The organism is Enterobacter sp. CRENT-193 (assembly GCF_002787395.1).
Classification (GTDB): domain Bacteria; phylum Pseudomonadota; class Gammaproteobacteria; order Enterobacterales; family Enterobacteriaceae; genus Enterobacter; species Enterobacter hormaechei_C.
The window spans coordinates 1,508,805-1,532,099 of record NZ_CP024812.1 but is presented as its reverse complement, the minus strand read 5'-3'; the positions used below and the strand labels follow the sequence as shown (position 1 = coordinate 1,532,099).

The 23,295-nt window shown below is 55.6% G+C and carries 21 protein-coding genes and 1 riboswitch; of the genes, 11 read left to right on the top strand and 10 right to left on the bottom strand.

From position 1 onward, the window contains the following. Positions 1-21 precede the first annotated feature (21 nt). The 4 genes from yqiA to nudF are packed head-to-tail and all read right to left on the bottom strand — an operon-like array spanning position 22 to position 2,509. Positions 22-603 (bottom strand): esterase YqiA, encoded by a 582-nt coding sequence (gene yqiA / locus CU081_RS07575; RefSeq protein WP_003862514.1) that lies wholly within the window; start codon positions 601-603, stop codon positions 22-24. Further along, entirely contained in the window at positions 603-1,430 is an 828-nt protein-coding gene (cpdA, locus tag CU081_RS07570) for a 3',5'-cyclic-AMP phosphodiesterase (RefSeq protein WP_003862515.1), read from the bottom strand. Before cpdA ends, yqiA begins: the two co-directional genes overlap by 1 nt. Before the next feature lie 27 nt (positions 1,431-1,457). After that, complete coding sequence (locus CU081_RS07565) at positions 1,458-1,880, bottom strand: DUF1249 family protein (protein ID WP_003862516.1); 423 nt, start codon at positions 1,878-1,880, stop codon at positions 1,458-1,460. Further along, positions 1,877-2,509, bottom strand: a complete 633-nt coding sequence (nudF, locus tag CU081_RS07560; RefSeq protein ID WP_003862517.1) for an ADP-ribose diphosphatase — start codon at positions 2,507-2,509, stop codon at positions 1,877-1,879. The genes CU081_RS07565 and nudF overlap by 4 nt, the downstream gene beginning before the upstream one ends. A 203-nt stretch (positions 2,510-2,712) precedes the next feature. Between nudF and tolC the strand changes: the two genes are divergently transcribed. The 3 genes from tolC to CU081_RS07545 all read left to right on the top strand — a co-directional run bounded on the left by tolC (position 2,713) and on the right by CU081_RS07545 (position 6,210). Then, complete coding sequence (gene tolC, locus CU081_RS07555) at positions 2,713-4,191, top strand: outer membrane channel protein TolC (protein ID WP_003862520.1); 1,479 nt, start codon at positions 2,713-2,715, stop codon at positions 4,189-4,191. A gap of 190 nt (positions 4,192-4,381) precedes the next feature. Next, positions 4,382-5,047: a DUF1190 family protein gene (locus CU081_RS07550; protein WP_003862522.1), complete on the top strand. Its 666-nt coding sequence runs from the start codon at positions 4,382-4,384 to the stop codon at positions 5,045-5,047. 2 nt (positions 5,048-5,049) lie between these two features. After that, a complete protein-coding gene (locus CU081_RS07545; RefSeq protein WP_003862524.1) occupies positions 5,050-6,210 on the top strand; it encodes a glutathionylspermidine synthase family protein in 1,161 nt (386 codons plus the stop codon). Between the two features lie 82 nt (positions 6,211-6,292). On the opposite strand, the gene ygiD is transcribed toward CU081_RS07545, so the two are convergent. Then, entirely contained in the window at positions 6,293-7,081 is a 789-nt protein-coding gene (ygiD, locus tag CU081_RS07540; protein ID WP_003862526.1) for a 4,5-DOPA dioxygenase extradiol, read from the bottom strand. Between the two features lie 130 nt (positions 7,082-7,211). On the opposite strand from ygiD, the gene zupT reads away from it, so the two are divergent. The 5 genes from zupT (at position 7,212) to CU081_RS07515 (ending at position 13,150) form a co-directional block, all read left to right on the top strand. After that, positions 7,212-7,985 carry a zinc transporter ZupT gene (zupT, locus tag CU081_RS07535; protein WP_003862527.1) on the top strand — a complete coding sequence of 258 codons (774 nt, stop codon included), beginning with the start codon at positions 7,212-7,214 and terminating at the stop codon, positions 7,983-7,985. Positions 7,986-8,252: 267 nt separating this feature from the next. Continuing rightward, the gene (locus CU081_RS07530; protein ID WP_003862529.1) at positions 8,253-8,813 is read left to right on the top strand and encodes a fimbrial protein; all 561 of its coding nucleotides are present in this window, start codon (positions 8,253-8,255) and stop codon (positions 8,811-8,813) included. 76 nt (positions 8,814-8,889) lie between these two features. Next, positions 8,890-11,334, top strand: coding sequence for a fimbria/pilus outer membrane usher protein (locus CU081_RS07525; RefSeq protein WP_003862531.1), 2,445 nt, complete (start codon positions 8,890-8,892; stop codon positions 11,332-11,334). A gap of 9 nt (positions 11,335-11,343) precedes the next feature. Continuing rightward, positions 11,344-12,105 carry a fimbrial biogenesis chaperone gene (locus tag CU081_RS07520; RefSeq protein WP_022651871.1) on the top strand — a complete coding sequence of 254 codons (762 nt, stop codon included), beginning with the start codon at positions 11,344-11,346 and terminating at the stop codon, positions 12,103-12,105. Continuing rightward, positions 12,089-13,150 (top strand): fimbrial protein, encoded by a 1,062-nt coding sequence (locus CU081_RS07515; protein ID WP_003862536.1) that lies wholly within the window; start codon positions 12,089-12,091, stop codon positions 13,148-13,150. Before CU081_RS07520 ends, CU081_RS07515 begins: the two co-directional genes overlap by 17 nt. A gap of 44 nt (positions 13,151-13,194) precedes the next feature. Here CU081_RS07515 and ribB read toward each other — a convergent pair whose 3' ends face one another. Further along, positions 13,195-13,848 carry a 3,4-dihydroxy-2-butanone-4-phosphate synthase gene (gene ribB, locus CU081_RS07510; protein WP_003862538.1) on the bottom strand — a complete coding sequence of 218 codons (654 nt, stop codon included), beginning with the start codon at positions 13,846-13,848 and terminating at the stop codon, positions 13,195-13,197. Positions 13,849-13,953: 105 nt separating this feature from the next. Further along, a riboswitch (FMN riboswitch) is annotated at positions 13,954-14,104 on the bottom strand. A gap of 120 nt (positions 14,105-14,224) precedes the next feature. On the opposite strand from ribB, the gene ubiK reads away from it, so the two are divergent. Further along, positions 14,225-14,521 carry a ubiquinone biosynthesis accessory factor UbiK gene (ubiK, locus tag CU081_RS07505; RefSeq protein WP_003862539.1) on the top strand — a complete coding sequence of 99 codons (297 nt, stop codon included), beginning with the start codon at positions 14,225-14,227 and terminating at the stop codon, positions 14,519-14,521. A gap of 77 nt (positions 14,522-14,598) precedes the next feature. Here ubiK and hldE read toward each other — a convergent pair whose 3' ends face one another. The 3 genes from hldE to CU081_RS07490 are packed head-to-tail and all read right to left on the bottom strand — an operon-like array spanning position 14,599 to position 20,248. Continuing rightward, positions 14,599-16,029 (bottom strand): bifunctional D-glycero-beta-D-manno-heptose-7-phosphate kinase/D-glycero-beta-D-manno-heptose 1-phosphate adenylyltransferase HldE, encoded by a 1,431-nt coding sequence (gene hldE, locus CU081_RS07500; RefSeq protein ID WP_003862540.1) that lies wholly within the window; start codon positions 16,027-16,029, stop codon positions 14,599-14,601. Positions 16,030-16,069: 40 nt separating this feature from the next. After that, a complete protein-coding gene (gene glnE, locus CU081_RS07495; protein ID WP_022651872.1) occupies positions 16,070-18,925 on the bottom strand; it encodes a bifunctional [glutamate--ammonia ligase]-adenylyl-L-tyrosine phosphorylase/[glutamate--ammonia-ligase] adenylyltransferase in 2,856 nt (951 codons plus the stop codon). A gap of 21 nt (positions 18,926-18,946) precedes the next feature. Beyond that, a complete protein-coding gene (locus CU081_RS07490) occupies positions 18,947-20,248 on the bottom strand; it encodes a CYTH domain-containing protein (RefSeq protein WP_022651873.1) in 1,302 nt (433 codons plus the stop codon). Positions 20,249-20,485: 237 nt separating this feature from the next. On the opposite strand from CU081_RS07490, the gene CU081_RS07480 reads away from it, so the two are divergent. Beyond that, positions 20,486-21,106, top strand: a complete 621-nt coding sequence (locus CU081_RS07480; RefSeq protein ID WP_001303390.1) for a TIGR04211 family SH3 domain-containing protein — start codon at positions 20,486-20,488, stop codon at positions 21,104-21,106. Between the two features lie 60 nt (positions 21,107-21,166). Further along, entirely contained in the window at positions 21,167-22,408 is a 1,242-nt protein-coding gene (locus tag CU081_RS07475; protein WP_003862543.1) for a multifunctional CCA addition/repair protein, read from the top strand. Positions 22,409-22,421: 13 nt separating this feature from the next. Here CU081_RS07475 and bacA read toward each other — a convergent pair whose 3' ends face one another. Continuing rightward, positions 22,422-23,243 (bottom strand): undecaprenyl-diphosphate phosphatase, encoded by an 822-nt coding sequence (gene bacA / locus CU081_RS07470; protein WP_003862545.1) that lies wholly within the window; start codon positions 23,241-23,243, stop codon positions 22,422-22,424. Between the last annotated feature and the right edge of the window lie 52 nt (positions 23,244-23,295).

Genomic DNA, 23,295 nt, shown 5'->3' with positions numbered 1-23,295 from the left:
GCTAGCAATTCGCATTGATTGTCAGTGGCTGTGCAGTCCAAGAAAATCGACAATCTGGGTGAAATGATCTTCAAAGCCCGTGAAAGCATGGTTACCGCCCTCTTCTACAGTCTGGCGGCAGGATGCGTAATACGCCACTGCCTGGCGGTAATCCAGCACTTCATCTCCCGTCTGTTGCAGCAGCCAGATAAGATCGGGCGCTTCAAGCGGGTCGACCTGCATAACTTTGAGATCGTAAATATGGCGTGACTCTAGCACATATTGTTGGCCGGTGTAGGGGTTCTCGTTTTCGCCAAGAAAGTCCCTTAACAGCTCAAATGGCCGGACCGCCGGGTTGACGACGACAGCGGGCAACATAAAGCACTGCGACAGCCAGGTGGCGTAGTAGCCGCCGAGCGACGACCCGACAACGCCAAACGATTCGCCGCCGTGTTCCAGCACGATCGATTCCAGCATCTCTGCCGCATCCGCCGGATAAGGGGGCAACTGCGGAATAATCATCTCCACGTGGGGATGATGCGCGCTCAGCCACTGGCGAAGCTGCGTCGCTTTCGCCGATCGCGGTGAGCTGTTAAACCCATGCAGATAGAGAAGCGTCGACATCAATAGCCTTCCGAAGCGGTATCCGGGCGGAATTGAGCCCCGGCCAGACGGCAAACTTCGGTGGTCAGCGTGCCATCGGCATGCAGCTCCAGCCAGCGCCAGCCCGGTGCGATGGTATCCAGCGTAAAGTTGGCGCAGTGCGGCTTAAACTGCACGCAGGTAGAGGGCGTCGCGAGCAGGCGGCGACCGTTCCAGTCGAGATCCTGTTCCTGGTGAATGTGCCCGCACAGCAAATTTTTCACGCGCGGGAATTTCGCCAGCACGCCGTCCAGCGCCGCAGAGTTGCGTAAGCTGTGCTGATCGAGCCAGCTACAGCCCGCCGGCAGCGGGTGATGATGCAGTAACAGCAACGTATTGCGATTCGGTTCGGCGGCCAGTTTTGTCTCCAGCCAGTCAAGCTGATAGTCGCTCAACTCACCGTGCGGAACGCCAAACACCTGACTGTCGAGGAGCAGAATTTGCCACTGGTCCCCCGCAAAGACACATTTTGCCGGTGAAATCCCCGCATCCTGAAGCGAACTGTACATCGCGGGCTGAAAATCGTGATTGCCCGGCAGCCAGACGCAAGGCACGCTAAAGCTCGCAATCCCTTCAGCAAAATGCTGATAGGCTGCGGAGGATTGATCCTGCGCCAGATCGCCCGTCGCGACGATCAGATCGCATGGCCGCTTTTCAGCATGGATCGCGTCAAGAACCGCCTGATAACTCTCCCAGGTGTTCACGCCCAGAAGCGTCTCATGCTTTTCGGCAAAAAGGTGGGTGTCGGTGATTTGTAATATCCTGACTGGCGCCCCACCAGCAACAGTCAGGTTCAACAGGCTTTCCAAATGGTGTCCTTAGGTAGGTTTATGACGCTAACAAACCGGAATCGCCATTGCTCCATGTGCTAAACAATATCTTAGCCAGTCGGCTAAAAACTGGTTAATTTGATGCTTTTCGTCGCGTTGATGCAACTTTTTATTCGGATAATCATACCGCGCTTTAAAGCGAAAGATCTGCTGGCTTGAACACACTTCAGCGACCATCGCGTCATGATAAAGACGTACCGTCATCGACGGCAGGCTCCAGTAGCTGATGCTCGGCGCCGTTTGCTCAATCTCCACCAGCGTAGTGTAGCGCGTTGATTCTGTTATCGTTAACCGATACTGCGCGTTGCTCACCTGATAGCTCACCGTTTCGCCGGGCGCGTCGTTTCGCGGCAGCAGGCGGCGCAGCTGGGCGAAATTGGTTTCGCACAGGCGCATCATTTCTGGGAAGTCAGGTGTATAACGCTTCATTTTTTCCACTCGTGTCGTAATGTCTGATAATGCAGCTGTAGCCATTGCAGAGCGATGACAGACGCTGCGTTGTCGATTTTCCCCTCTTCTACCCACTGGTAAGCCAGCTCCCGACTCACCACATGAACCCGAATATCTTCGTTTTCATCTGCCAGACCATGGATCCCTTCCGCTGTCGTGGCGTCCACTTCGCCCACCATAATAGATGAGCGTTCCGTTGTCCCACCCGGGCTTGCCAGGTAGCTCAACACCGGCTTCGTCCGGCCAACCACCAGGCCCGCCTCTTCCAGCGCCTCGCGGCGAGCGACGTCTTCGACCGACTCACCTTCTTCGATCATCCCGGCCACCATCTCCAGCAACCACGGCGTTTCGCTGGTATCATAAGCCGCAATACGCACCTGCTCGACCAGCACAACTTCGTCACGCACTGGGTCATAGGGTAGCAACACAGCCGCATGCCCGCGCTCAAAAATTTCGCGTTTGATTTCACCGCTCATCTCACCGTTAAACAGACGATGCCTGAAACGGTAAAGTTCCATTGAAAAAAAACCGCTATAAAGCGTTTCTCGTGCAATAATTTCTACATCGTTTTTGGCGAAGGTGACAGGCACGTTTTCTGGTTTTTGCATCGGTCGAGTCCTGGTAGCAATGGTGATGAAATTGTGAATTTCAAGGCTGTTTGGCTGCCGTTTGTATGGCTATATGGTAGATTGGAGCAAATTACCGCCAGATGGCACGTTACGCCAACCTTTTGGTGTGGATGATTCTGTTAGAATCGGCAATTATTTTTAATTAGATCAGCGCTAATACTGCTTCACAACAAGGAATGCAAATGAAGAAATTGCTCCCCATCCTTATCGGCCTGAGCCTGACGGGCTTCAGTGCAATGAGCCAGGCAGAGAACCTGTTACAGGTCTACCAGCAGGCACGTCTGGGCAACCCTGATTTACGTAAATCAGCGGCCGATCGTGATGCTGCGTTTGAAAAGATTAACGAAGCACGTAGTCCACTGCTGCCGCAGTTAGGCTTAGGTGCAGATTATACCTACACTAACGGTTTTCGCGATAATAACGGCATCGACTCGAATGCCACCAGCGCCTCTTTACAGCTTACACAGACCCTGTTCGACATGTCCAAATGGCGTGAACTGAGTTTGCAGGAAAAGAGCGCCGGCATTCAGGATGTCACCTATCAGACCGATCAGCAAACGCTGATCCTGAATACCGCGACCGCCTACTTCAACGTACTGAGCGCGATTGACGCCCTCTCCTACACCGAAGCGCAGAAACAGGCGATTTATCGTCAGTTAGATCAAACCACCCAGCGCTTCAACGTGGGCCTGGTCGCCATCACTGACGTACAGAACGCCCGTTCACAGTACGACACCGTACTGGCAAACGAAGTGACCGCACGTAACAACCTCGACAACGCGCTGGAAGCACTGCGTCAGGTCACCGGTAACTACTATCCTGAGCTGGCCTCTCTGAACGTGGACAGTTTCAAAACGGACAAACCGCAGGCGGTTAATGCTCTGCTGAAAGAAGCGGAAAATCGTAACCTGACCTTATTGCAGGCGCGCCTCAGCCAGGATCTGGCACGCGAGCAGATCCGCCTTGCACAGGATGGTCACCTGCCAACCCTGAGCCTGAGCGCCTCTACCGGCGTATCGGATACCAGCTACAGCGGGTCTAAAACGACGTCTCAGGCCTATGACGACAGCAACGTTGGCCAGAACAAAGTGGGCCTCAGCTTCTCTCTGCCGCTGTACCAGGGCGGGATGGTTAACTCTCAGGTTAAGCAGGCGCAGTACAACTTCGTAGGCGCGAGCGAGCAGCTTGAAAGCGCGCACCGCAACGTGGTCCAGACCGTGCGTTCTTCCTTCAACAACGTGAACGCGTCCATCAGCAGCATCAACGCCTATAAACAGGCCGTTGTCTCTGCGCAAAGCTCTCTGGACGCGATGGAAGCGGGTTACTCCGTCGGTACGCGTACTATCGTTGATGTGTTAGACGCAACGACCACGCTGTACAACGCGAAACAGCAGCTCTCCAGTGCGCGTTACCAGTACCTGATCAACCAGCTGAACATCAAGCAGGCACTGGGTACGCTGAACGAGCAGGATCTGCAAATGCTGAACAGCACGCTGGGCAAACCGGTTTCCACTTCGCCTGACAGCGTCGCGCCGGAAAATCCACAGCAGGATGCCGCCGTGGATAATTTCACCGCTAACAGCAGCACCCCGGTTGCACAGCCAGCGGCAGCGCGTAGCACCTCACCTGCCAGCAGCGGCACGAATCCGTTCCGCAATTAAGCGTGTCATCAGGCCCACTGCGGCCTGATGCCCTCACCTCAGCCCTCTCCCACAGGGAGAGGGAGCACATTAATCCCCCCCGAACGTAAGCCAACGTAAAGATCCCCCGGATTTCGCCCCTCTTCGCTTCATTTTCAACCACTCATCCTCTATCCTGAGCGTTATTACCACTGGGTCCTGGAAGACAAATATGAAACGGACAAAAACGATGAATCACGCGTCGTTCCGCAAAAGCTGGAACGCACGCCACCTGACACCTGTCGCGCTGGCGGTCACCGCCGTCTTTATGCTGGCAGGCTGTGAGCAAAACGACGAAACGGTTTCGCTGTATCAAAACGCCGACGACTGCGCGAGCGCAACCGGTAAAGCCGCTGAGTGTACGACGGCGTATAACAACGCCCTGAAAGAAGCGGAACGTACCGCGCCGAAATATGCCTCACGCGAAGACTGTGTAGCCGAATTCGGTGAAGGCCAGTGCCAGCAGGCACCTGCTCAGGCGGGTATGGCACCGGAAAACCAGGCGCAGGCACAGTCCAGCGGCAGCTTCTGGATGCCGCTGATGGCGGGTTATATGATGGGCCGTTTGATGAGCGGCGGTGCGGGCTACCAGCAGCAGCCGCTGTTTAGCTCCAAAAATCCGAACAGCCCGGCCTATGGGAAATACACCGATGCCACCGGCAAGGGTTACGGTGCTGCAACGCCTGGCCGTACGATGACCGTACCGAAAACCGCAATGGCGCCGAAACCAGCCACCACCAGCACCATTACCCGTGGCGGCTTCGGTGAGTCTGTTGCCAAACAAACCACCATGCAGCGTAGTGCGACCGGCTCCTCAACTCGCTCAATGGGCGGCTGATCATGGAACGAGTCAGTATTGCCGAGCGCCCGGACTGGCGCGAAAAAGCCATCGAATACGGTTTCAACTTTCACACCATGTACGGCGAGCCGTACTGGTGTGAAGATGCTTACTATAAGCTCACGCTTGCTCAGGTCGAAAAGCTTGAAGAAGTGACCGCAGAGCTGCACCAGATGTGCCTGAAGGTGGTTGAGAAAGTCATCGACAGCGATGAGCTGATGACCAAATTCCGCATTCCGAAGCACACCTGGAGCTTTGTTCGTCAGTCCTGGAAAACGAACCAGCCTTCGCTCTACTCTCGCCTCGATCTGGCATGGGATGGCGTGGGTGAACCGAAGCTTTTAGAAAATAACGCAGATACGCCAACCTCCCTGTACGAAGCCGCGTTCTTCCAGTGGATCTGGCTGGAAGATCAGGCGAATGCCGGAAACTTGCCGGAAGGCAGCGATCAGTTCAACAGCCTTCAGGAAAAGCTGATTGAACGTTTCGTCGAATTGCGTGAACAGCACGGTTTCAACCTGTTGCACCTCGCCTGCTGCCGCGATACCGAAGAAGACCGCGGTACGGTTCAGTATTTGCAGGACTGCGCAGCCGAAGCGGAAGTGGCGACGGAATTTCTCTATATCGAAGATATCGGTTTAGGTGAAAAAGGTCAGTTTACGGACATGCAGGATCAGGTGATCAGCAACCTGTTCAAGCTCTATCCGTGGGAATACATGCTGCGGGAAATGTTCTCTACCAAACTGGAAGACGCTGGCGTGCGCTGGCTGGAACCAGCCTGGAAGAGCATTATCTCCAATAAAGCCCTGCTGCCGATGCTGTGGGAGATGTTCCCGAATCACCCGAACCTGCTGCCTGCTTATTTTGCCGAAGATGATTTCCCACCGATGGAGAAATACGTCGTTAAGCCAATCTTCTCTCGTGAAGGGGCAAACGTCTCGATTATCGAAAACGGTAAAACGCTGGAAGCAGTTGAAGGGCCGTACGGTGAAGAAGGGATGATCGTCCAGGCGTTTTATCAACTGCCGAAGTTTGGCGACAGCTATACGCTGATCGGCAGTTGGCTTATTAACGATCAGCCTGCCGGGATTGGCATTCGCGAAGATCGCGCGCTGATTACGCAGGATCTGTCACGTTTCTACCCGCATATTTTCGTCGAGTAAGACTTGCCGGGTGGCGGCTTCACCTTACCCGGCCTACATGTCGAGCGTAGGCCCGGTAAGCGCAGCGTCACCGGGCATGTGTTTACCCCACCTGCACCGACAGCATACTCAAACTCCCCATCTCAATGCCGTCGACCGGGGTTGTAATAACCTCCTGACCGTCCCATGCGCCTAATACATACAGCAATGGCAAGAAGTGTTCCGGCGTCGGGTTAGAGAGCGAACCGCCATCGTGCTCCAGATAGTTCACCAAAGGGTGCCGTTCGACCGGCCCTTGCCAGGCCAGGTTGTCTTTTACATAGTCATTAAAGGCTGTTGCCCAGGGGTACGGCGTATTTTCACCGTGCCAGCGTACCGTACGCAGATTGTGTACCACGTTGCCACTGGCAATCAGCATGATGCCCTCATCACGAAGCGAAGCCAGCTTACGCCCCATCTCCATGTGCCAGGCAGCTGGTTTGGTGCTGTCGATACTCAGTTGTACCATCGGAATATCGGCATTCGGATACATTTTGATCAACACCCCCCATGAGCCATGGTCAAAGCCCCAGGCTTCTTTGTCCAGCGCAACCGGAACAGGGGCAAGCAGATCAACCAGCCGCTGCGCCAGCTCAGGGGAGCCCGGCGCAGGATAATGCGTGTCATACAGCGCCTGCGGAAAGCCGCCAAAATCATGAATCGTTTTTGGCGTTTCCATGGCCGTCACGCCGGTACCCCGGGTAAACCAGTGCGCAGAGACCACCACAATTGCCTTCGGACGCGGTAACGTCTCACCCAACTGACGCCAGGCGCGGGTATAGACGTTATCTTCCAGGACGTTCATTGGGCTGCCATGGCCTAAAAACAGTGCTGGCATACGAGAAGAAGACATGGTGATATCCTTAGAGGAGGTGTCAATGTGATAGGCCTACATTACGCGCATTCAGGTGAAGATGAACGCAGATAACCGTGAAGATCATCATCAGGAAATTTGAATGCCAGATATCGCTTAAGGAGAATGCATGTCAGTACCGTTGATTTTGACCATACTTGCGGGCGCCGCAACCTTTATCGGTGCGTTCCTCGGGGTACTCGGGCAAAAACCCTCTAATCGCCTGCTGGCCTTCTCGCTGGGTTTCGCCGCCGGGATCATGCTGCTTATCTCGCTGATGGAGATGCTGCCCGCCGCGCTTCACACCGAAGGGATGTCGCCTGTTCTGGGCTATGGCATGTTTATCATTGGCCTGCTGGGTTATTTTGCACTCGACCGTATTCTTCCTCACGCGCACCCGCAGGATTTAATGCAAAAAAGCGTTACCCCCGTTCCGGGAAATATCAAACGCACGGCCATTCTGCTGACGCTGGGTATCAGCCTGCATAACTTTCCGGAAGGTATCGCCACCTATGTCACGGCCAGCAGCAACCTGGAAATAGGTTTTGGTGTGGCGCTGGCCGTGGCTTTGCACAATATTCCTGAAGGACTTGCCGTTGCCGGGCCCGTTTATGCCGCCACGGGTTCAAAACGTACAGCTGTCTTTTGGGCAGGTATCTCCGGCATGGCTGAAATTCTCGGCGGCGTGCTGGCGTGGCTGATCCTCGGTAGCCTCGTATCCCCGGTTGTAATGGCTGCAATTATGGCTGCCGTGGCCGGGATTATGGTCGCGCTCTCTGTCGATGAGCTGATGCCGCTGGCAAAAGAGATCGATCCCAACAATAACCCAAGCTACGGCGTGCTGTGTGGAATGTCAGTGATGGGGATGAGCCTGGTTCTGCTGCAAACGGCAGGTATTGGCTAAGAATTAATGCCTCCGTTTTTATACGGAGGCTTTATATTATTCAAAAAAACAATTCTATATATTTTACCTATAATAACCCACAAAATATAAATATATTAAAAACCCGAAAAAAGAAGCCTCTTCAGATAGTCTGGAAATATTAATTAAAACCATCTAAAAATATATTTAAGTCACGTTAATCGCGTCTCCCCGCCCCAATCCGTATACTTTTCGAGTATTCTGAAATTAACATTCACATTACGAATCAATCTGAAAAAGGATATTTTCATGTATATGGGTAAAAAATTGCTGTTAGCGGCAGCTATGGCTGCCATTGTATCGGGTTCTGCGTTTGCTGATGATCAAGGCTCAGGCAAAATCAAATTCAAAGGCGTGGTTATTGACGCACCATGCAGCATCGCTCCAGACAGCGTTGATAAAGAAGTCGACCTGGGTGAAGTGACTACGGCCGTTATCAACGCCAACAAAAAATCCACGCCGGTTCCGGTCGATATCAATCTGGAAAACTGCCAGCTTGACGATCCGGCAGACGAAACCGACACGCCAATTACTAAAGTGGAAGTGACCTTTACCAGCGCAGCGACAGATGCGACGGATACCAGCCTGATGAGCAACACCTTTGCAAACGGTGCGCAGAACGTGGGCGTCCGTCTGCTGGATAACGCGGAAGGCAACATCACGCTTGGTCAGCCAAACGTGCTTGATCTGCTGGCGGGTTCAACCACCCAGACGCTGCATTTCAAAGCGGTTATGGAAGTCCCAACAGGTAAAACTGCGACGGCAGGCCAGGTTGAAGCCACGGCTAACTACGTCCTGATGTACAAATAATTCCGTTACGTCACGGTATCAGCCGACTGGCAATCCATGCCGGTCGGCACTCTTTATTTATTCGAGTAACAGGATGATGACATACAAAGTACAATGGATAATCATCATTGCGTCCCTGTTAATGACGATAGTTGCCTCTGCCACTGAATTTAATATAAACGCCATCGATAAAGATCAGCGCGGCAGCGTCGATTTATCACGTTTTAAAGATCAAATATCGGTTACTCCGGGAAGCTATTTCGTTACGGTTTCAGTTAATGATATTCCGCTGGCAAATGGCTGGCAGCTTCGCTGGCGAGAAATAAATAATGCAGTTCAGGTCTGTATTCCCCCCGCGCTGGCCGATACATTCGCATTGCAGGATGACGTTCGTCACGCTTTGCCGGAAAAAGAGGGATGCGTTGATTTCGCCGCCAGACCAGACATCAAATTTACTTTTGAGCAAGGCAGCCAGACCCTGAAAGTAACGATCCCCCAGGCGTGGCTGCAATACCGTGCGGTTGACTGGATGCCGCCATCCACCTGGGACAACGGCGTGCCAGGCGTACTGCTGGATTACAATCTTTTTGCCAGCCATTATCAGCCCAATAGCAGCGGCAGCAATGACAACGCCAATACCTATGGTACCGCCGGTGCGAACATGGGCGCGTGGCGCCTGCGAAGCGATTACCAGTACACGCGAAGCGATACTGAAGCAGGCTCAGAGCAGAATGGCGGTTTTTCACGCGTGTATATGTTCCGCCCTCTGCCCTCGATCGGTGCGAAACTGACGCTGGGTGAAACGGATTTCCAGTCCTCCATTTTTGACGCCTTCACCTACACCGGCGCATCGCTAATCAGCGATGAACGCATGCTGCCATGGTCGCTGCGCGGCTATGCCCCACAGATTACCGGAATAGCACAAACCAACGCCACCGTGACCGTAAGCCTTGCCGATCGCGTGATTTACCAGAGTAAAGTGCCACCAGGACCCTTTGTTATTCAGGATCTTAACCAGTCGGTTCAGGGCACGCTGGACGTCAAAGTCACGGAAGAAGACGGAAGCGTCAACACCTTTCAGGTCTCGGCTGAATCCGTGCCGTTTTTAACGCGCAAGGGCCAGGTGCGCTATAAGCTCGCGGCGGGTAAAGCGCGCCAGGGCGCCTCCCATGATGTTGAAGATAACGCCTTCATGAGCGGCGAATTTTCCTGGGGCATGCTGTCGCACACCTCTCTGTATGGCGGCACGCTGGCCGATGGCGACCGTTATCGTTCCGTCGCTGCCGGGATCGGCCAGAATATGGCCTGGCTGGGGGCGCTCTCTTTTGACGTCACGCAGGCTACCAGCCAGCTGCCACACCAGCGCAGCCAGACGGGTTACAGCTATCGCATTAACTACAGCAAGCGTTTCGATACCACCGGCAGTCAGCTTACGCTCGCCAGCTACCGCTACTCAGACCCACAGTTTTTGAGCTACGCCCGCTACCTGGATTATGACAACGGTGACCGCCAGTCGGAAAAACAAACCCTGAGCGTGACGGCAAGCCAGTACATTTCAGCGTTATCCCTTAACCTGTACGTCAATATGCTGCGTCAGACATGGTGGAATGATTCACCCTCCACGACCGGCAGCATCACGGCGGGCTACAACTTTGATATAGGTCGCTGGAAGAACCTTGGCGTAACCCTGTCCTGGAGTAAAACGCATTACGAGGAGGAAGACGAAAATGACGATACTCAGTTTTATCTCTCGCTCAGCGTACCGCTCGATCCCGATCATCGACTTAACTATGACCTGCGTAACAGCGACACGCTGAGCCATAACGTGTCGTGGTATGACACGTCGGATCGCAATAATACCTGGGGCGTTTCCGCAGGTACGGAGAGCGGGAAGCCAGATTCCGGCGCGCAGGTCAGCGGGAATTATCAGCATTATTCTGCGTACGGCGATCTCAATCTCTCCGGCAGCTATAAAGCTAACGAATATAACTCCCTCAGCGCGAGCTGGAGCGGTTCCTTCACCTCAACGGCGAAAGGCGCCGCGCTGCACCGGCGCAGTTACGGTAATGAACCCCGCGTAATGGTCAGCACCGACGGGGTAGGCCATATCCCGCTGAACATGTCGCGCGATGAAACTAACCGTTTTGGCATCGGCGTTTTACCGTCATTCTCCAGCTATTCCCCCTCTAGCGTGCAGGTCAATATGAACAACCTTCCGGATGGCGTAGACGTGGACAACCGCGTCGTGACCTCAACCTGGACTGAGGGGGCCATTGGTTATCGTCAGATTGCCACGCGCGCAGGTCAGGACGTAACAGGCGTTTTGCGGATGTCGTCAGGAACACCACCACTCGGGGCGATTGTTCGCCTGGATGAAAGCAATTTACAGGTTGGGATGGTGGCCGATGAAGGCCGCGTCTGGCTCGGCGCCGTTGAGCCAGAACAGCAGTTTCGCGTGACATGGGGCGACAACCAACAGTGTCGCTTCTCGTTACCTTCTCACTTAGAAAACAGTATGCAGTTGATACTGCCGTGCCAGTAAGAAATCATCATGAAATTAACGCCGATTAAAAGCCTGTGCCTGATGCTGATCAGCACAACATTTACCGCCCACGCGGCCATTAACCTGGACCGCACGCGCATTGTTTTTCCAGAAAGCGACAAGGCCAGCAGCCTGAAAGTGGACAACCAGAGCAAGGCGCTGCCTTATCTGGCGCTCTCCTGGATTGAAGATGAAAAGGGGCAAAAAGAAGATGTGCACTTTATGGCGCTTCCCCCCATTCAACGTATCGAAGCGGGCGCCTCGTCGCAGGTAAGAATTGTTAAACAAGCCGCTACCCGCCAGTTGCCAAAAGACAGGGAATCGCTGTTTTATTTCAACCTGCGTGAAGTACCGCCTAAAAGCACCAGCGCCAGCGAGGAGCGCAGCGTGATGCAGGTTGCCATGCAGAGCCGAATTAAGCTCTTCTGGCGTCCGGAAGCGATTCGCAAAAAATCTGGCGAACTGACTGAAATGCGTATGGAAATTACCGCCAACGCGAAAGGGCTCACGGTCCACAACCCTACGCCGTACTACATCACGCTGGCGTGGCTGAGCAAAAATGCCAAAACCATGCTGCCGGGTTTTGACAGTCTGATGATTGCGCCTTTCGCCACGGCAACCGCCTCTACCGGCGATTACCACGGTAGTTATTACAGCATCGGCTACATCGACGATTACGGCGCACTGAAAAAAGTCGACGTACAGTGCACCGGAACGGTGCTATGTAAGCTTAACGAACGGAAAATCGATAAAGATGCGAAAGCTCACTAGTTTCCTGCTTACATTGCTGCTTACAACGCTGCCTTTGAAAGAAGCGCTGGCGCTCAACTGCTATCTGGGTGGATCTGGCGGCCCCGTCGAGGAGACAAAAACGATCTCCCCTTTTGCCATACCCAGCAACGCTCAGGTTGGCCAAAAAATATGGGAGTCTGATGACATTAAAATTCCGGTGACGTGTGACAATAACGTCACAAGCGGTTTCAAGCCGGAAGATGTTTTTGCCTGGGTAAACCCTTATCCTGCCGCAACCGATCCCTATTATGAACTGGGCGTCACCTATGAAGGCATAGATTACGATGCCACAGGCCAGCCCAACGGCGTGGATACCCGCCAGTGCCTGGACAACGATAACATCACCATTTACACCCCGGATCAAATCCGCCAGATGGGTTGGGAGAATCGCATCTGCTCTGGCAATCCGGATGATATCCACATTACGCGCACGTTCGTCGCCCGTTTACGACTTTTCGTGAGAATTAAGGCTATGCCGCCACATGGCTATGTCAGCTCGCTCAGCGATTACATCGTTGTGCAGTTTGACGGTAAGGGCGGCGTTAATCAGATGGCCGATGCGAAGAACCTTAAGTATCACATCAACGGACTGCAAAACATTACGGTGCTTGATTGCGGGGCGACGTTTACCATTTACCCTGAGAATCAGGAGATCGACTTTGGCACCTTCAGCGCGCGCGACATCGTGAATCAGCAGACGCGTTTGCGCACGTTTTCAATACGAACCACCAAAGTGCAGGATGCCCAGTGCTCGGATGGATTTAAGATGGACTCGTCGTTTTACACAACCGAAACGCTCAGCGCAGACGACACGGCGGTACTGATAGGGAATGGGTTAAAACTGCGTATTCTTAACGGAACGGCCCCTTACACCTTCAACCAGTACAAGGAGTACGCCGATTTTACGGGCGATAAGATGAATGTTGAGCAAAACTACACAGCTGAACTTTCACGGGAAGAAGGAAAAGCGATTCAGTCCGGGCCGTTCGAAACCGTGGTACTGTTCAAAATTAACTACCACTAGAAACAAAAAAACCGGGTTTCCCCGGCTTTTTTACATCAGCATGTTCAGCTGGCTTTGCGCTCGTGCGCGCGGCGGTACTCAACCAGATCTTCAATCGTCACCACTGGCATATTGTGCAGACGCGCAAAGGTGATGCACTCCGGCGCACGCGCCATGGTGCCATCATCGTTGGTCAGTTCGCACAGCACGCCTGCGGGTTTGAAGCCAGCCAGCGTCACCAGATCGATGGTCGCTTCGGTATGACCACCACGGGTCAGCACGCCGCCCGGCTGCGCGCGCAGCGGGAAGACGTGACCAGGACGGTGCAGATCGGAAGGTTTCGCACCATCAGCAATCGCTGCACGCACGGTGGTCAGACGGTCAGCCGCCGACACACCGGTGGTTACGCCATGCGCTGCTTCAATGGTCACGGTGAAGCCAGTACCAAAGGCGCTGGTGTTGTTTTCAACCATCATCGGCAGATCAAGCTGCTGGCGACGGTCTTCGGTGATGCACAGGCATACGATGCCGCTACCGTGACGGATGGTCAGCGCCATCTGCTCAACGGTCATGTTCTCGGCGGCAAAAATCATGTCGCCTTCGTTTTCACGGTTTTCATCGTCAAGCACCATCACACCGCGGCCTTCGCGCAGGGCATCCAGTGCATGTTCAACACGTTGAGTTGAAGTGCCAAAAGAGGAAAGTAGCGTCTGATTCATGGTAAAAAAACCTCATTAACTTTATGGTTACCAGAATCAGGGCAGTCTTAGGAGCGCCGTGCAAGCGGCAAAAAAATAACGTGAGCGGGCTTTGCCCGACTGGATCGTTACTCTCTCCCATCCGGACTCTAACCGTCGGCCCCGGAATTACACCGGATCTGCTGACCTTTGAGAATTCACCCAAAGCGCTCGCGGGCTTTCAGCGTTAAGCTGATTTACCGCCGGTGGGGAATTTCGCCCCGCCCTGAGAATAAGCGAGATAACTATAACGCTATTGATTACCCTGGGCAATGCATAAGCTTCAAACAATTTTGTTTAACCCGCGGCATGACACGCTACAATAGGCACTAACACCTTTTCATCAAGGGAAACGACAATGATTGACCCAAAGAAAATTGAGCAGATCGCGCGTCAGGTTCATGAGTCCATGCCGAAAGGTATTCGTGAGTTTGGTGATGACGTTGAGAAGAAAATCCGCCAGACGTTGCAGGCACAGTTGGTTCGCCTTGATTTAGTCAGCCGCGAAGAGTTTGACGTGCAGACGCAGGTGCTGCTGCGCACCCGCGAGAAGCTGGCGCTGCTGGAACAACGTTTGACCGAGCTGGAAAACCGCAATGCGCCGGAAGAAGTGAAGCCAGCGCCAGCTATTCCACCGGTGGATGACCAGGCATAAGTGCGGCCTGATGCCCTCACCCCAGCCCTCTCCCACAGGGAGAGGGTGAAAAACGAACGGGCCAACAGGCCCGTTTTTTACTGACTGTCTTTCTGGATCTTCTTAATGATGTTGGTGGTTGAACACCCGTCCTCAAAGTTGAGCACCATTACTTCACCACCATTCGCCCAGACCTCTTCGCTACCTGCGATTTGCTCTGGTTTGTAATCACCGCCCTTCACCAGCAGGTCAGGCAAAATTCCGGCAATCAGGCGCTGCGGGGTGTCTTCTTCAAATGAGACCACCCAGTCCACCGCTTCCAGCGCGCCGAGCACTATCATGCGCTGCTCCAGCGGGTTAACCGGACGCGTTTCACCCTTCAGACGTTTGGTTGAGGCATCGCTGTTGACCGCCACAATCAGGCGGTCGCCCAGCTTGCGCGCATTCGCCAGATACGACACGTGGCCCGCATGCAGGATGTCGAACACGCCGTTCGTCATCACCACTTTTTCACCGCGTTTGCGCGCGGCGGCAACGGCCACTTTCAGCTCGTCTTCGGTCATGACGCCAAAGCCGGTATCCGCACGCCCACGCACCGCGTTTTCCAGCTCAATTGGCGAAACGGTGGAGGTCCCGAGTTTACCGACGACCACGCCCGCCGCGGCGTTCGCGAAGTAGCATGCTTCTTCCAGGGAGTTACCCGCCGCCAGCGTCGCCGCCAGCACGCCAATCACCGTATCACCGGCACCGGTCACGTCGTACACTTCCTGCGCCTGGGTTGGCATATGCAGCGGCGCCTTGCCCGGTTGCAGCAGCGTCATGCCCTGCTCGGAACGGGTCACCAGCAGCGCAGACAGCTCGAAATCAGCGATGATTTTCATGCCGCGCTCAACCAGCTCTTCTTCAGTTTTGCACTTGCCCGCCACCGCTTCGAACTCAGAGAGGTTGGGCGTCAGCAGGGTTGCGCCGCGATAGCGCTCGAAATCGGTGCCTTTCGGGTCGATCAGCACCGGAACGCTGGCTTTGCGCGCCAGCTGGATCATGGTCTGCACGCTCGCCAGCGCGCCTTTGGCATAATCAGACAGCACCAGCGCGCCAATATTGCCCAACGCCTGGTTAATGCGCTCGTGCAGCGGCTCGGGATCAACGCCTTCGAACCCTTCTTCAAAGTCGAGGCGGATTAGCTGCTGGTTACGCGACAGCACGCGAAGCTTGGTGATGGTTGGGTGGGTCGGAACAGAAACGAAGTCACACTTCACATTCACGTCCGCCAGCGACTTGCTCAGCGCACGCGCCGCATCGTCAATGCCGGTCAGGCCAACCAGACGCGAATGTGCGCCCAGAGAGGCTATGTTCATCGCCACGTTTGCCGCGCCACCGGGACGCTCTTCAATGGTGTCGACCTTTACCACCGGTACCGGTGCTTCCGGAGAGATGCGGCTGGTCGGCCCATACCAGTAGCGATCCAGCATCACATCACCGACTACCATAACTCCAGCACGTTCAAACTCTGGCAGTGTTACTTTCATTCCTGACTCCAGAAAGATTCACAATTTGCGCGCGATAATATCACACTTGTTTTGTTACGCACGGTTCCACTAGCCACTTCTGCCAGCTTGTAGTCACCTGCGCGCGTTCGTCGGCGAAACAGTCCAGCGCCACATGGCCCGGCTGTTCCTGTAATGCCAGATGGTGCAACTCATCACGCAGTGTGGTGTAGGCGCGGGTTAAGGCCTGCGCCTCCTGCTCATCCATAATGTCGTTCTGCGCCAGCAGTTCCAGTATGCGCACGTTATCCGACCAGCGGGTCAGCTTCGGTTTATCGTGCGCGTGCAGCAGCACCAGGTACTGAGTGATAAACTCAATATCGGTAATCCCGCCTTCATCGGCTTTGATATCAAAGCGATCGCGATGTTTGTTGCCAAGGTGCGCGCGCATCTTCTCCCGCATTTCCCGCACTTCGGTTTGCAGCGTACTGCCCTCGCGCGGGGTCGTCATGACCGCCTTGCGGATCGCATCGAACTGCGTTTTGAGCTGCGGATCGCCATACACCACGCGGGCGCGCACCAGCGCCTGATGCTCCCACGTCCAGGCTTCGTTCTTCTGATAGTCGGCGAAAGCCTCCGTCGAGGTGACCAGCATGCCTGCCGCGCCGGACGGGCGCAGACGCGCATCCACTTCATACAGAATGCCGGATGAGGTGCGGGTGCTGAACAGGTGCATAATGCGCTGGGCCAGACGCAGGTAGAACTGCCGTCCGTCAATCTCACGTTCGCCGTCGGTCATGACGTCTGCCGGACAGTCGTGGAGGAAAATCAGATCCAGATCGGAGCTGTAGCCCAGTTCCCAGCCGCCCAGCTTGCCGTACCCCACCACCGCAAAACCGCGGCCTTCACGGTCAGCAAGGTGCTTCGGCTGGCCGTAGCGGGCTACCATCTGCACCCACGCCTGATGGACAACCGCGTCGATGATCGCTTCCGCCAGCCAGGTTAAGTGATCGCTCACTTTCATTACCGGCAGGGTACCGGCGATATCTGCCGCCGCCACGCGCAGCATCTGTGCCTGCTTAAACTGACGCAGCGCCTCAAGCTGTTGCTCTTCGTCCTCTTCAGGTACGCGCAGCAGATACTGACGCAGCTCGTCGCGGTAGGCATCCGTCGCCGTCGGCTGATAGAGGGTATTCGGGTCGAGCAGTTCGTCCAGCAGCAGCGGATAACGCGCCAGCTTGTTCGCCACCATCGGCGAGGCGGCGCAGAGGGAAATCAGGTGCTTCAGCGCACCGGGAAACTCGCTTAACAGCTCAAGGTAAGTGGTACGCGTGACGATCCCACTCAGCAGCGGCATCATGCGCGACAGCGGCACCGGCGCATCGTCGCGGGAGCAGACATCGCTCAGCAGATGCGGCATCAGATGATCCAGCACCTGACGACCGCGTGGGCCAATGGCGCGTTTGTTTAGTTCGAGACGGAAATCAGCAATCAACGCCACCACGCGATGGCGGGCATCGTCGCTTAAGTGCGCCAGCACCGGCGTGGTGTCATCTTCCTGAAGCGCGTCCTGCCACAGTTCGCGCCAGTGCTCGGAGAGCGCATCGTCCTGCGATTCAGTTTCTTCGTCGCCGATCAGATCGTTAAAGATGCGGCGCACGCCCGCCATATGCGCTTCCAGCCGTTGCGTCAGCGCCGCCCAGTCATCCACCCGCATCCCCCAGGCCAGACGCGCCCGGTTCAGCTCATCGCCCGGCAACGTCTGGGTCTGTTCGTCGTTGATACTTTGCAGCAAATTTTCCAGACGACGCAGGAAGAGATAAGAGTCACGCAGCGTTTGCGCGTCGCCTTCCGGCAGCAGATGCAGCTGATCGATAGCGCTTAGCGTCGGCAGCAGCGAGCGGGATTGCAGAGAAGGTTCACGCCCGCCGCGTATCAGCTGGAAGACCTGGACGATAAATTCGATCTCACGAATACCGCCAGCACCGAGCTTGATGTTGTCTTTCAGGCCACGGCGACGCACCTCGCGGGCAATCATCCCTTTCATATTTCGCAGGGACTGGATCACGCTGAAGTCGATGTAGCGGCGGAACACGAACGGGCGCAGCATGGCGCGCAGCTCGTTGGCGTAGGCATCGTCGCTGTCGCCCATGATCCGCGCTTTGACCATCGCGTAACGCTCCCAGTCGCGACCCTGCTCCTGGTAGTAATCTTCCAGCGCGGCAAAGCTCAGCACCAGTGGCCCGCTGTCGCCAAACGGACGCAGGCGCATGTCCACGCGGTAAACAAAACCATCCTGCGTGGGCTGATCCAGCGCCTTAATCAGCCGCTGCCCCAGACGAGTAAAGAACTGGGCATTGTCCAGCTCGCGACGGCCGCCGCGCGTGGAGCCGTTCTCGGGCCAGGCAAAAATCAGATCGATGTCTGAGGAGAAGTTCAGCTCGCAGCCGCCCAGCTTGCCCATCCCCAGGATCAACAGTGGCTGAGGAACCCCTTCCTCGCTGCACGGCGTGCCCCACTCTTTACAGCAGGCGGCGTAGAGCCAGTCCCGCGCGGCGACGATCAGCGTCTGCGCCAGCTCGCTCAACTGCTGCAAGGTGCTCTCTTCACTCACCAGCTCCAGCGCCTGCGCCCAGGCAATGCGTACCATCACCCGGCGGCGGAACTGACGCAGAACGCGCATCAGCGTGGCTTCGTCTGCCACCTCTGCCAGCGCGGTTTGCAGCCAGCCAGCATAATGCCGCCACTCGTCAGCCTGCGGCGGCGCGCTTTCCAGCTCTGCCAGCCAGTCCGGGTTAGCGCTGACGCTCTCCTGCACAAAATCACTGAACGTGAGCACGCTTTTCGCCTGCTCGCTTAACGATGACGCGGGTAACGACTCAGGCAGGCGTTCGCAAACGGTCTGCCAGTGCTGCTGTAACTGCGAAGAAAGCGGCATATCAGGGGTTCCTTGCCAGAATTAACGTTTTCCGCTGTGCAGCCAGTACGGATCCTGCGAAATGGCCTCGTTGCGGAAATGCTCGATCTCAATCTGCTGACGGGTCTCGATGGCATGCTTAAGCCCCTGCCAGTTCTCCAGCCAGGCCTGCGCCTTCACGCCCTCATACGCACCCGACAGCAGCAACATGCTGTCGATGTTACGCGCCAGGCGGGGAAGCTGATCGCCATACTGGTCGCCCAGCGGATGCGCAAAGGTGGTTCTCAGTTCGGCCGCGTGACGGGAGAGGTGGATATCCGCAAAACGTTTGAAGTTTTCCGCAATTTTGGTCTGCCCTTTCGTATCGAGGAAGGTGCGCCAGCCGCGCGTCACCAGAAACTCGGTCAGCGCCAGTTTCGCGCTGGCGTTTTGCGGGCTGTAGATCGCCGTTTGTGCCGACACGTCGGAAAGCATCAGCGTTTCGGTTTGAGTGAGCAAATCACGTAAGTGAGTGCTGGCTTTACGCGGTACAATGCCGCCAAAGAGCGTCAGGGTATGACGTACCAGCCCCATAGCGGCCAGCACCTGTTTTTTGGCATTTTTCACGTTACGCGCCCACAGCTCCTCGTGGTACTGCCACTGAGAGAGCGCCAGCTCCAGCGCCGCTTCCATGCCCTGCTCAACGGAGGCTTTCGGCACAACGCGCAGAATCGGGGTTTCTCGCAGCACGCGCGGCGCATTCCCGGCGGCCAGGTGATAGCCGCGTGCCGCTTTACTCAGGCTGCCCTGACGCAGTCCAGGCTGGTTCACCAGCTTGCGCGCCAGCTTCAGCACATCGCTCGCGTCGCCTTCAAGCAGTTCGAGTTCCAATTCGCAGATCGGCTCCTGCTCTTCACCAGCCTTAATTTCACCCCGATCAAACGCGATCTCAATGCGGCTCTTGCCTTCCGTCACCAGCCATTTCTCGCGCCAGAAATCGGTGCTGAACAGCGGTTGCGCCTCTGCCGACAGCGTTGCGGGCAGCGTTCCTTCCGGCCACACTTCCGCCGGAAAACGATCCAGCTCAAGTTCTGGCTTACTGATGTCGATATTGTATTCCGGACGCTGGTGTAAACCGCCCACCACGCGACCGGCGATTTTCATCGTCATCTCGTAGCGCCCGTTCGCACCCCGGATGCGCAGGCCCATATCATGGTTGCGCAGCCAGTTGTCCGGCGTTTCGTAATAGATGTTGAGCAGCTGTACGGGTTCATGGTGCTCGCCGGACAGCGTATTCAGATGCTGGCGGAGCGCGTCAGCGCTGTCTTTTTCGACGATAAACTTTAATTCGATCTCTTGTGCCATAGCCTTGTACTTTTGCGTGCGTCACAGACGCGTCGATGAAGGCGAACTTCCTCGCCATTTGTTTGTCAGTACATAGTATTTTGCGCCAAATTGCCACGCAATGAGCAATTTGACGGGCGTAAAAGTTTAAAGCGGTGGAAATCATGACACAGATGATTCCGATTGATGATGAATCCTTTGCGTAGCGACACTGATACCACTACTATCGTTCCACTTTTTATGAAAATAACGACTGATATGCTTAAATTACGCCTGATTGGACTTACTTTACTCGCTTTTAGCGCCGCAACCGCGGTCCACGCTGAAGAGAAACGTTACGTTTCTGATGAACTGAATACCTGGGTACGCAGCGGCCCTGGAGACAATTATCGCCTCGTGGGTACGGTAAATGCCGGCGAGGAAGTGACTCTGCTGCAAACCAATGCAGACACCAATTACGGTCAGGTTCGTGACAGCTCTGGCCGCACCTCATGGATCCCGCTGAAAGAGCTGAGCACGGTGCCAAGCCTGCGCACCCGCGTGCCGGATCTGGAAAATCAGGTGAAAACCCTGACTGACAAGCTGAACAACATCGACGGCACCTGGAACCAGCGCACCGCAGAGATGCAGCAGAAAGTGGCGCAAAGCGACAGCGTGATCGCCGGTCTGAAAGATGAAAATCAGAAGCTGAAAAATGAGCTGATCGTCGCGCAGAAGAAAGTGAACGCCGCGAATCTACAGCTGGATGACAAACAACGCACCATCATCATGCAGTGGTTTATGTATGGCGGCGGAGTGCTGGGCGTCGGTCTGGTGCTGGGTCTGGTGCTTCCTCACCTTATCCCAAGCCGTAAACGTAAAGACCGCTGGATGAACTAACTCGTCTTCTCTGCCACACTTACGTATCATCTTGCGAAAAGAGAAAACGGGAGTGTTGGCGTGAAGAGTTATCTGGTCGGTGGTGCGGTACGTGATGCGTTATTAGGTCTGCCGGTCAAAGATAAAGACTGGGTCGTGGTCGGTGCCACGCCCGAAGCGATGATTGACGCGGGCTACCAGCAGGTAGGCCGCGATTTTCCTGTGTTCCTCCATCCGAAAAGCCGGGAAGAGTACGCCCTGGCGCGAACCGAACGGAAATCCGGTTCCGGTTATACCGGCTTCACCTGCTATGCCGCGCCGGATGTGACGCTGGAGCAGGACTTACTGCGCCGCGATCTCACCATTAATGCCCTGGCGCAGGACGAAAACGGCCATATTATCGACGTCTACGGCGGCCAGAACGATCTGCGCGACCGTCTTTTACGCCATATTTCCCCCGCCTTTTCTGAAGATCCGTTACGCGTACTGCGCGTGGCGCGTTTTGCCGCCCGTTATGCCCATCTCAGCTTCCGCATCGCCGACGAGACGATGGCGCTGATGACGGCCATGACCGACGCGGGCGAGCTGGAACACCTGACGCCAGAACGCGTCTGGAAAGAGACCGAAAACGCCCTGACTACCCGTAATCCGCAGATCTTTTTCCAGGTTCTGCGCGACTGCGGGGCGCTGAAAGTGCTGTTCCCGGAAATAGATGCGCTGTTTGGCGTGCCCGCCCCGGCGAAATGGCACCCTGAAATTGATACCGGCATTCACACCCTGATGACGCTGAGCATGGCCGCTATGCTCAGTCCTGAAGTGGACGTGCGCTTTTCCACTCTCTGCCATGACCTCGGCAAAGGGTTAACGCCAAAGGAATTGTGGCCACGCCATCACGGGCACGGTCCGGCTGGCGTAAAGCTGGTTGAAGGGCTTTGCCAGCGCCTGCGCGTGCCGAATGACATTCGCGATCTGGCAAAGCTGGTCGCCGAGTTCCACGACCTGATCCACACCTTCCCGATCCTGAAACCCGCCACCATCGTCAGGCTGTTCGATAACATCGACGCCTGGCGCAAGCCGCAGCGCGTGGAGCAAATTGCGCTGACCAGCGAAGCCGACGTGCGCGGCCGCACCGGGTTTGAAGCGTCCGATTATCCGCAGGGTCGTTTGCTGCGTGAGGCGTGGGACGTAGCGAAAGCGGTGCCAACGAAAGAGGTGGTGGAGGCAGGGTTTAAAGGCCCGGAGATCCGCGAAGAGCTGACGAAGCGGCGGATTGATGCGGTTGCGGCGTGGAAGGAAAAACGTTGCCCTCAGCCGAAAGACTGAGGGCGGTCGGTCATCAGAAGAAGACCACGTACACGGCAGCCGCGACGATAAAGCGGTAGATCGCGAACGGAATAAACGAAATACGCTTAATCAGTTGCAGGAAGGTTTTGATGGCGATCAGCGCCACAATGAAGGCGGTGATAAAGCCCACGGCGAACATCGGAATGTCACCCACGGTCAGGAAGCCGATGCTTTTGTAGAGATCCAGCGCGGTGGCGCCCATCATCATCGGCACCGCCAGCAGGAACGAGAACTCAGACGCCGCGTAACGGCTCACGCCCATCAGCATCCCGCCGGAAATGGTTGCCCCTGAACGGGAGAAGCCCGGCCACAGCGCCAGACACTGGAAGCAGCCAATCATAAACGCCTGACGATACGTCATATCGTCCAGACCTTCCGCACGCGGGGTTTTTGGCTTCAGCACTTCGGCGGCAATCAGCAGGAAGCCGCCGACAACCAGCGCGTACATCACGTTAATCGGGTTGAAGAGCGATTTAATGGTGTCGTGGAACACCAGCCCCAGCACCACTGCCGGGATCATCCCGAGCAGAATATGAATCAGCGTCAGACGCCCCTTGCCCTCTCCTTCACGCTGCGGCAAACGCCCGAAGTGGATGCCGATCAGACCAAACAGACGACGCCAGAACATCACAACCACCGCCAGGATAGAGCCCAGCTGAATCACCACCTCAAACGTCTTTGCGGTATCGCCTTCAAAGCCCAACAGATGGCCAACGATAATCATATGGCCCGTACTGGACACCGGCAAAAACTCCGTCAATCCTTCGACCACACCCAGTATTGCCGCCACCAGCAGCGAGTGCATATCGCTCATCTATAAACCCCTAAAAAGATATAAAAAAACGGTTGCCACAACGGCTACCGTG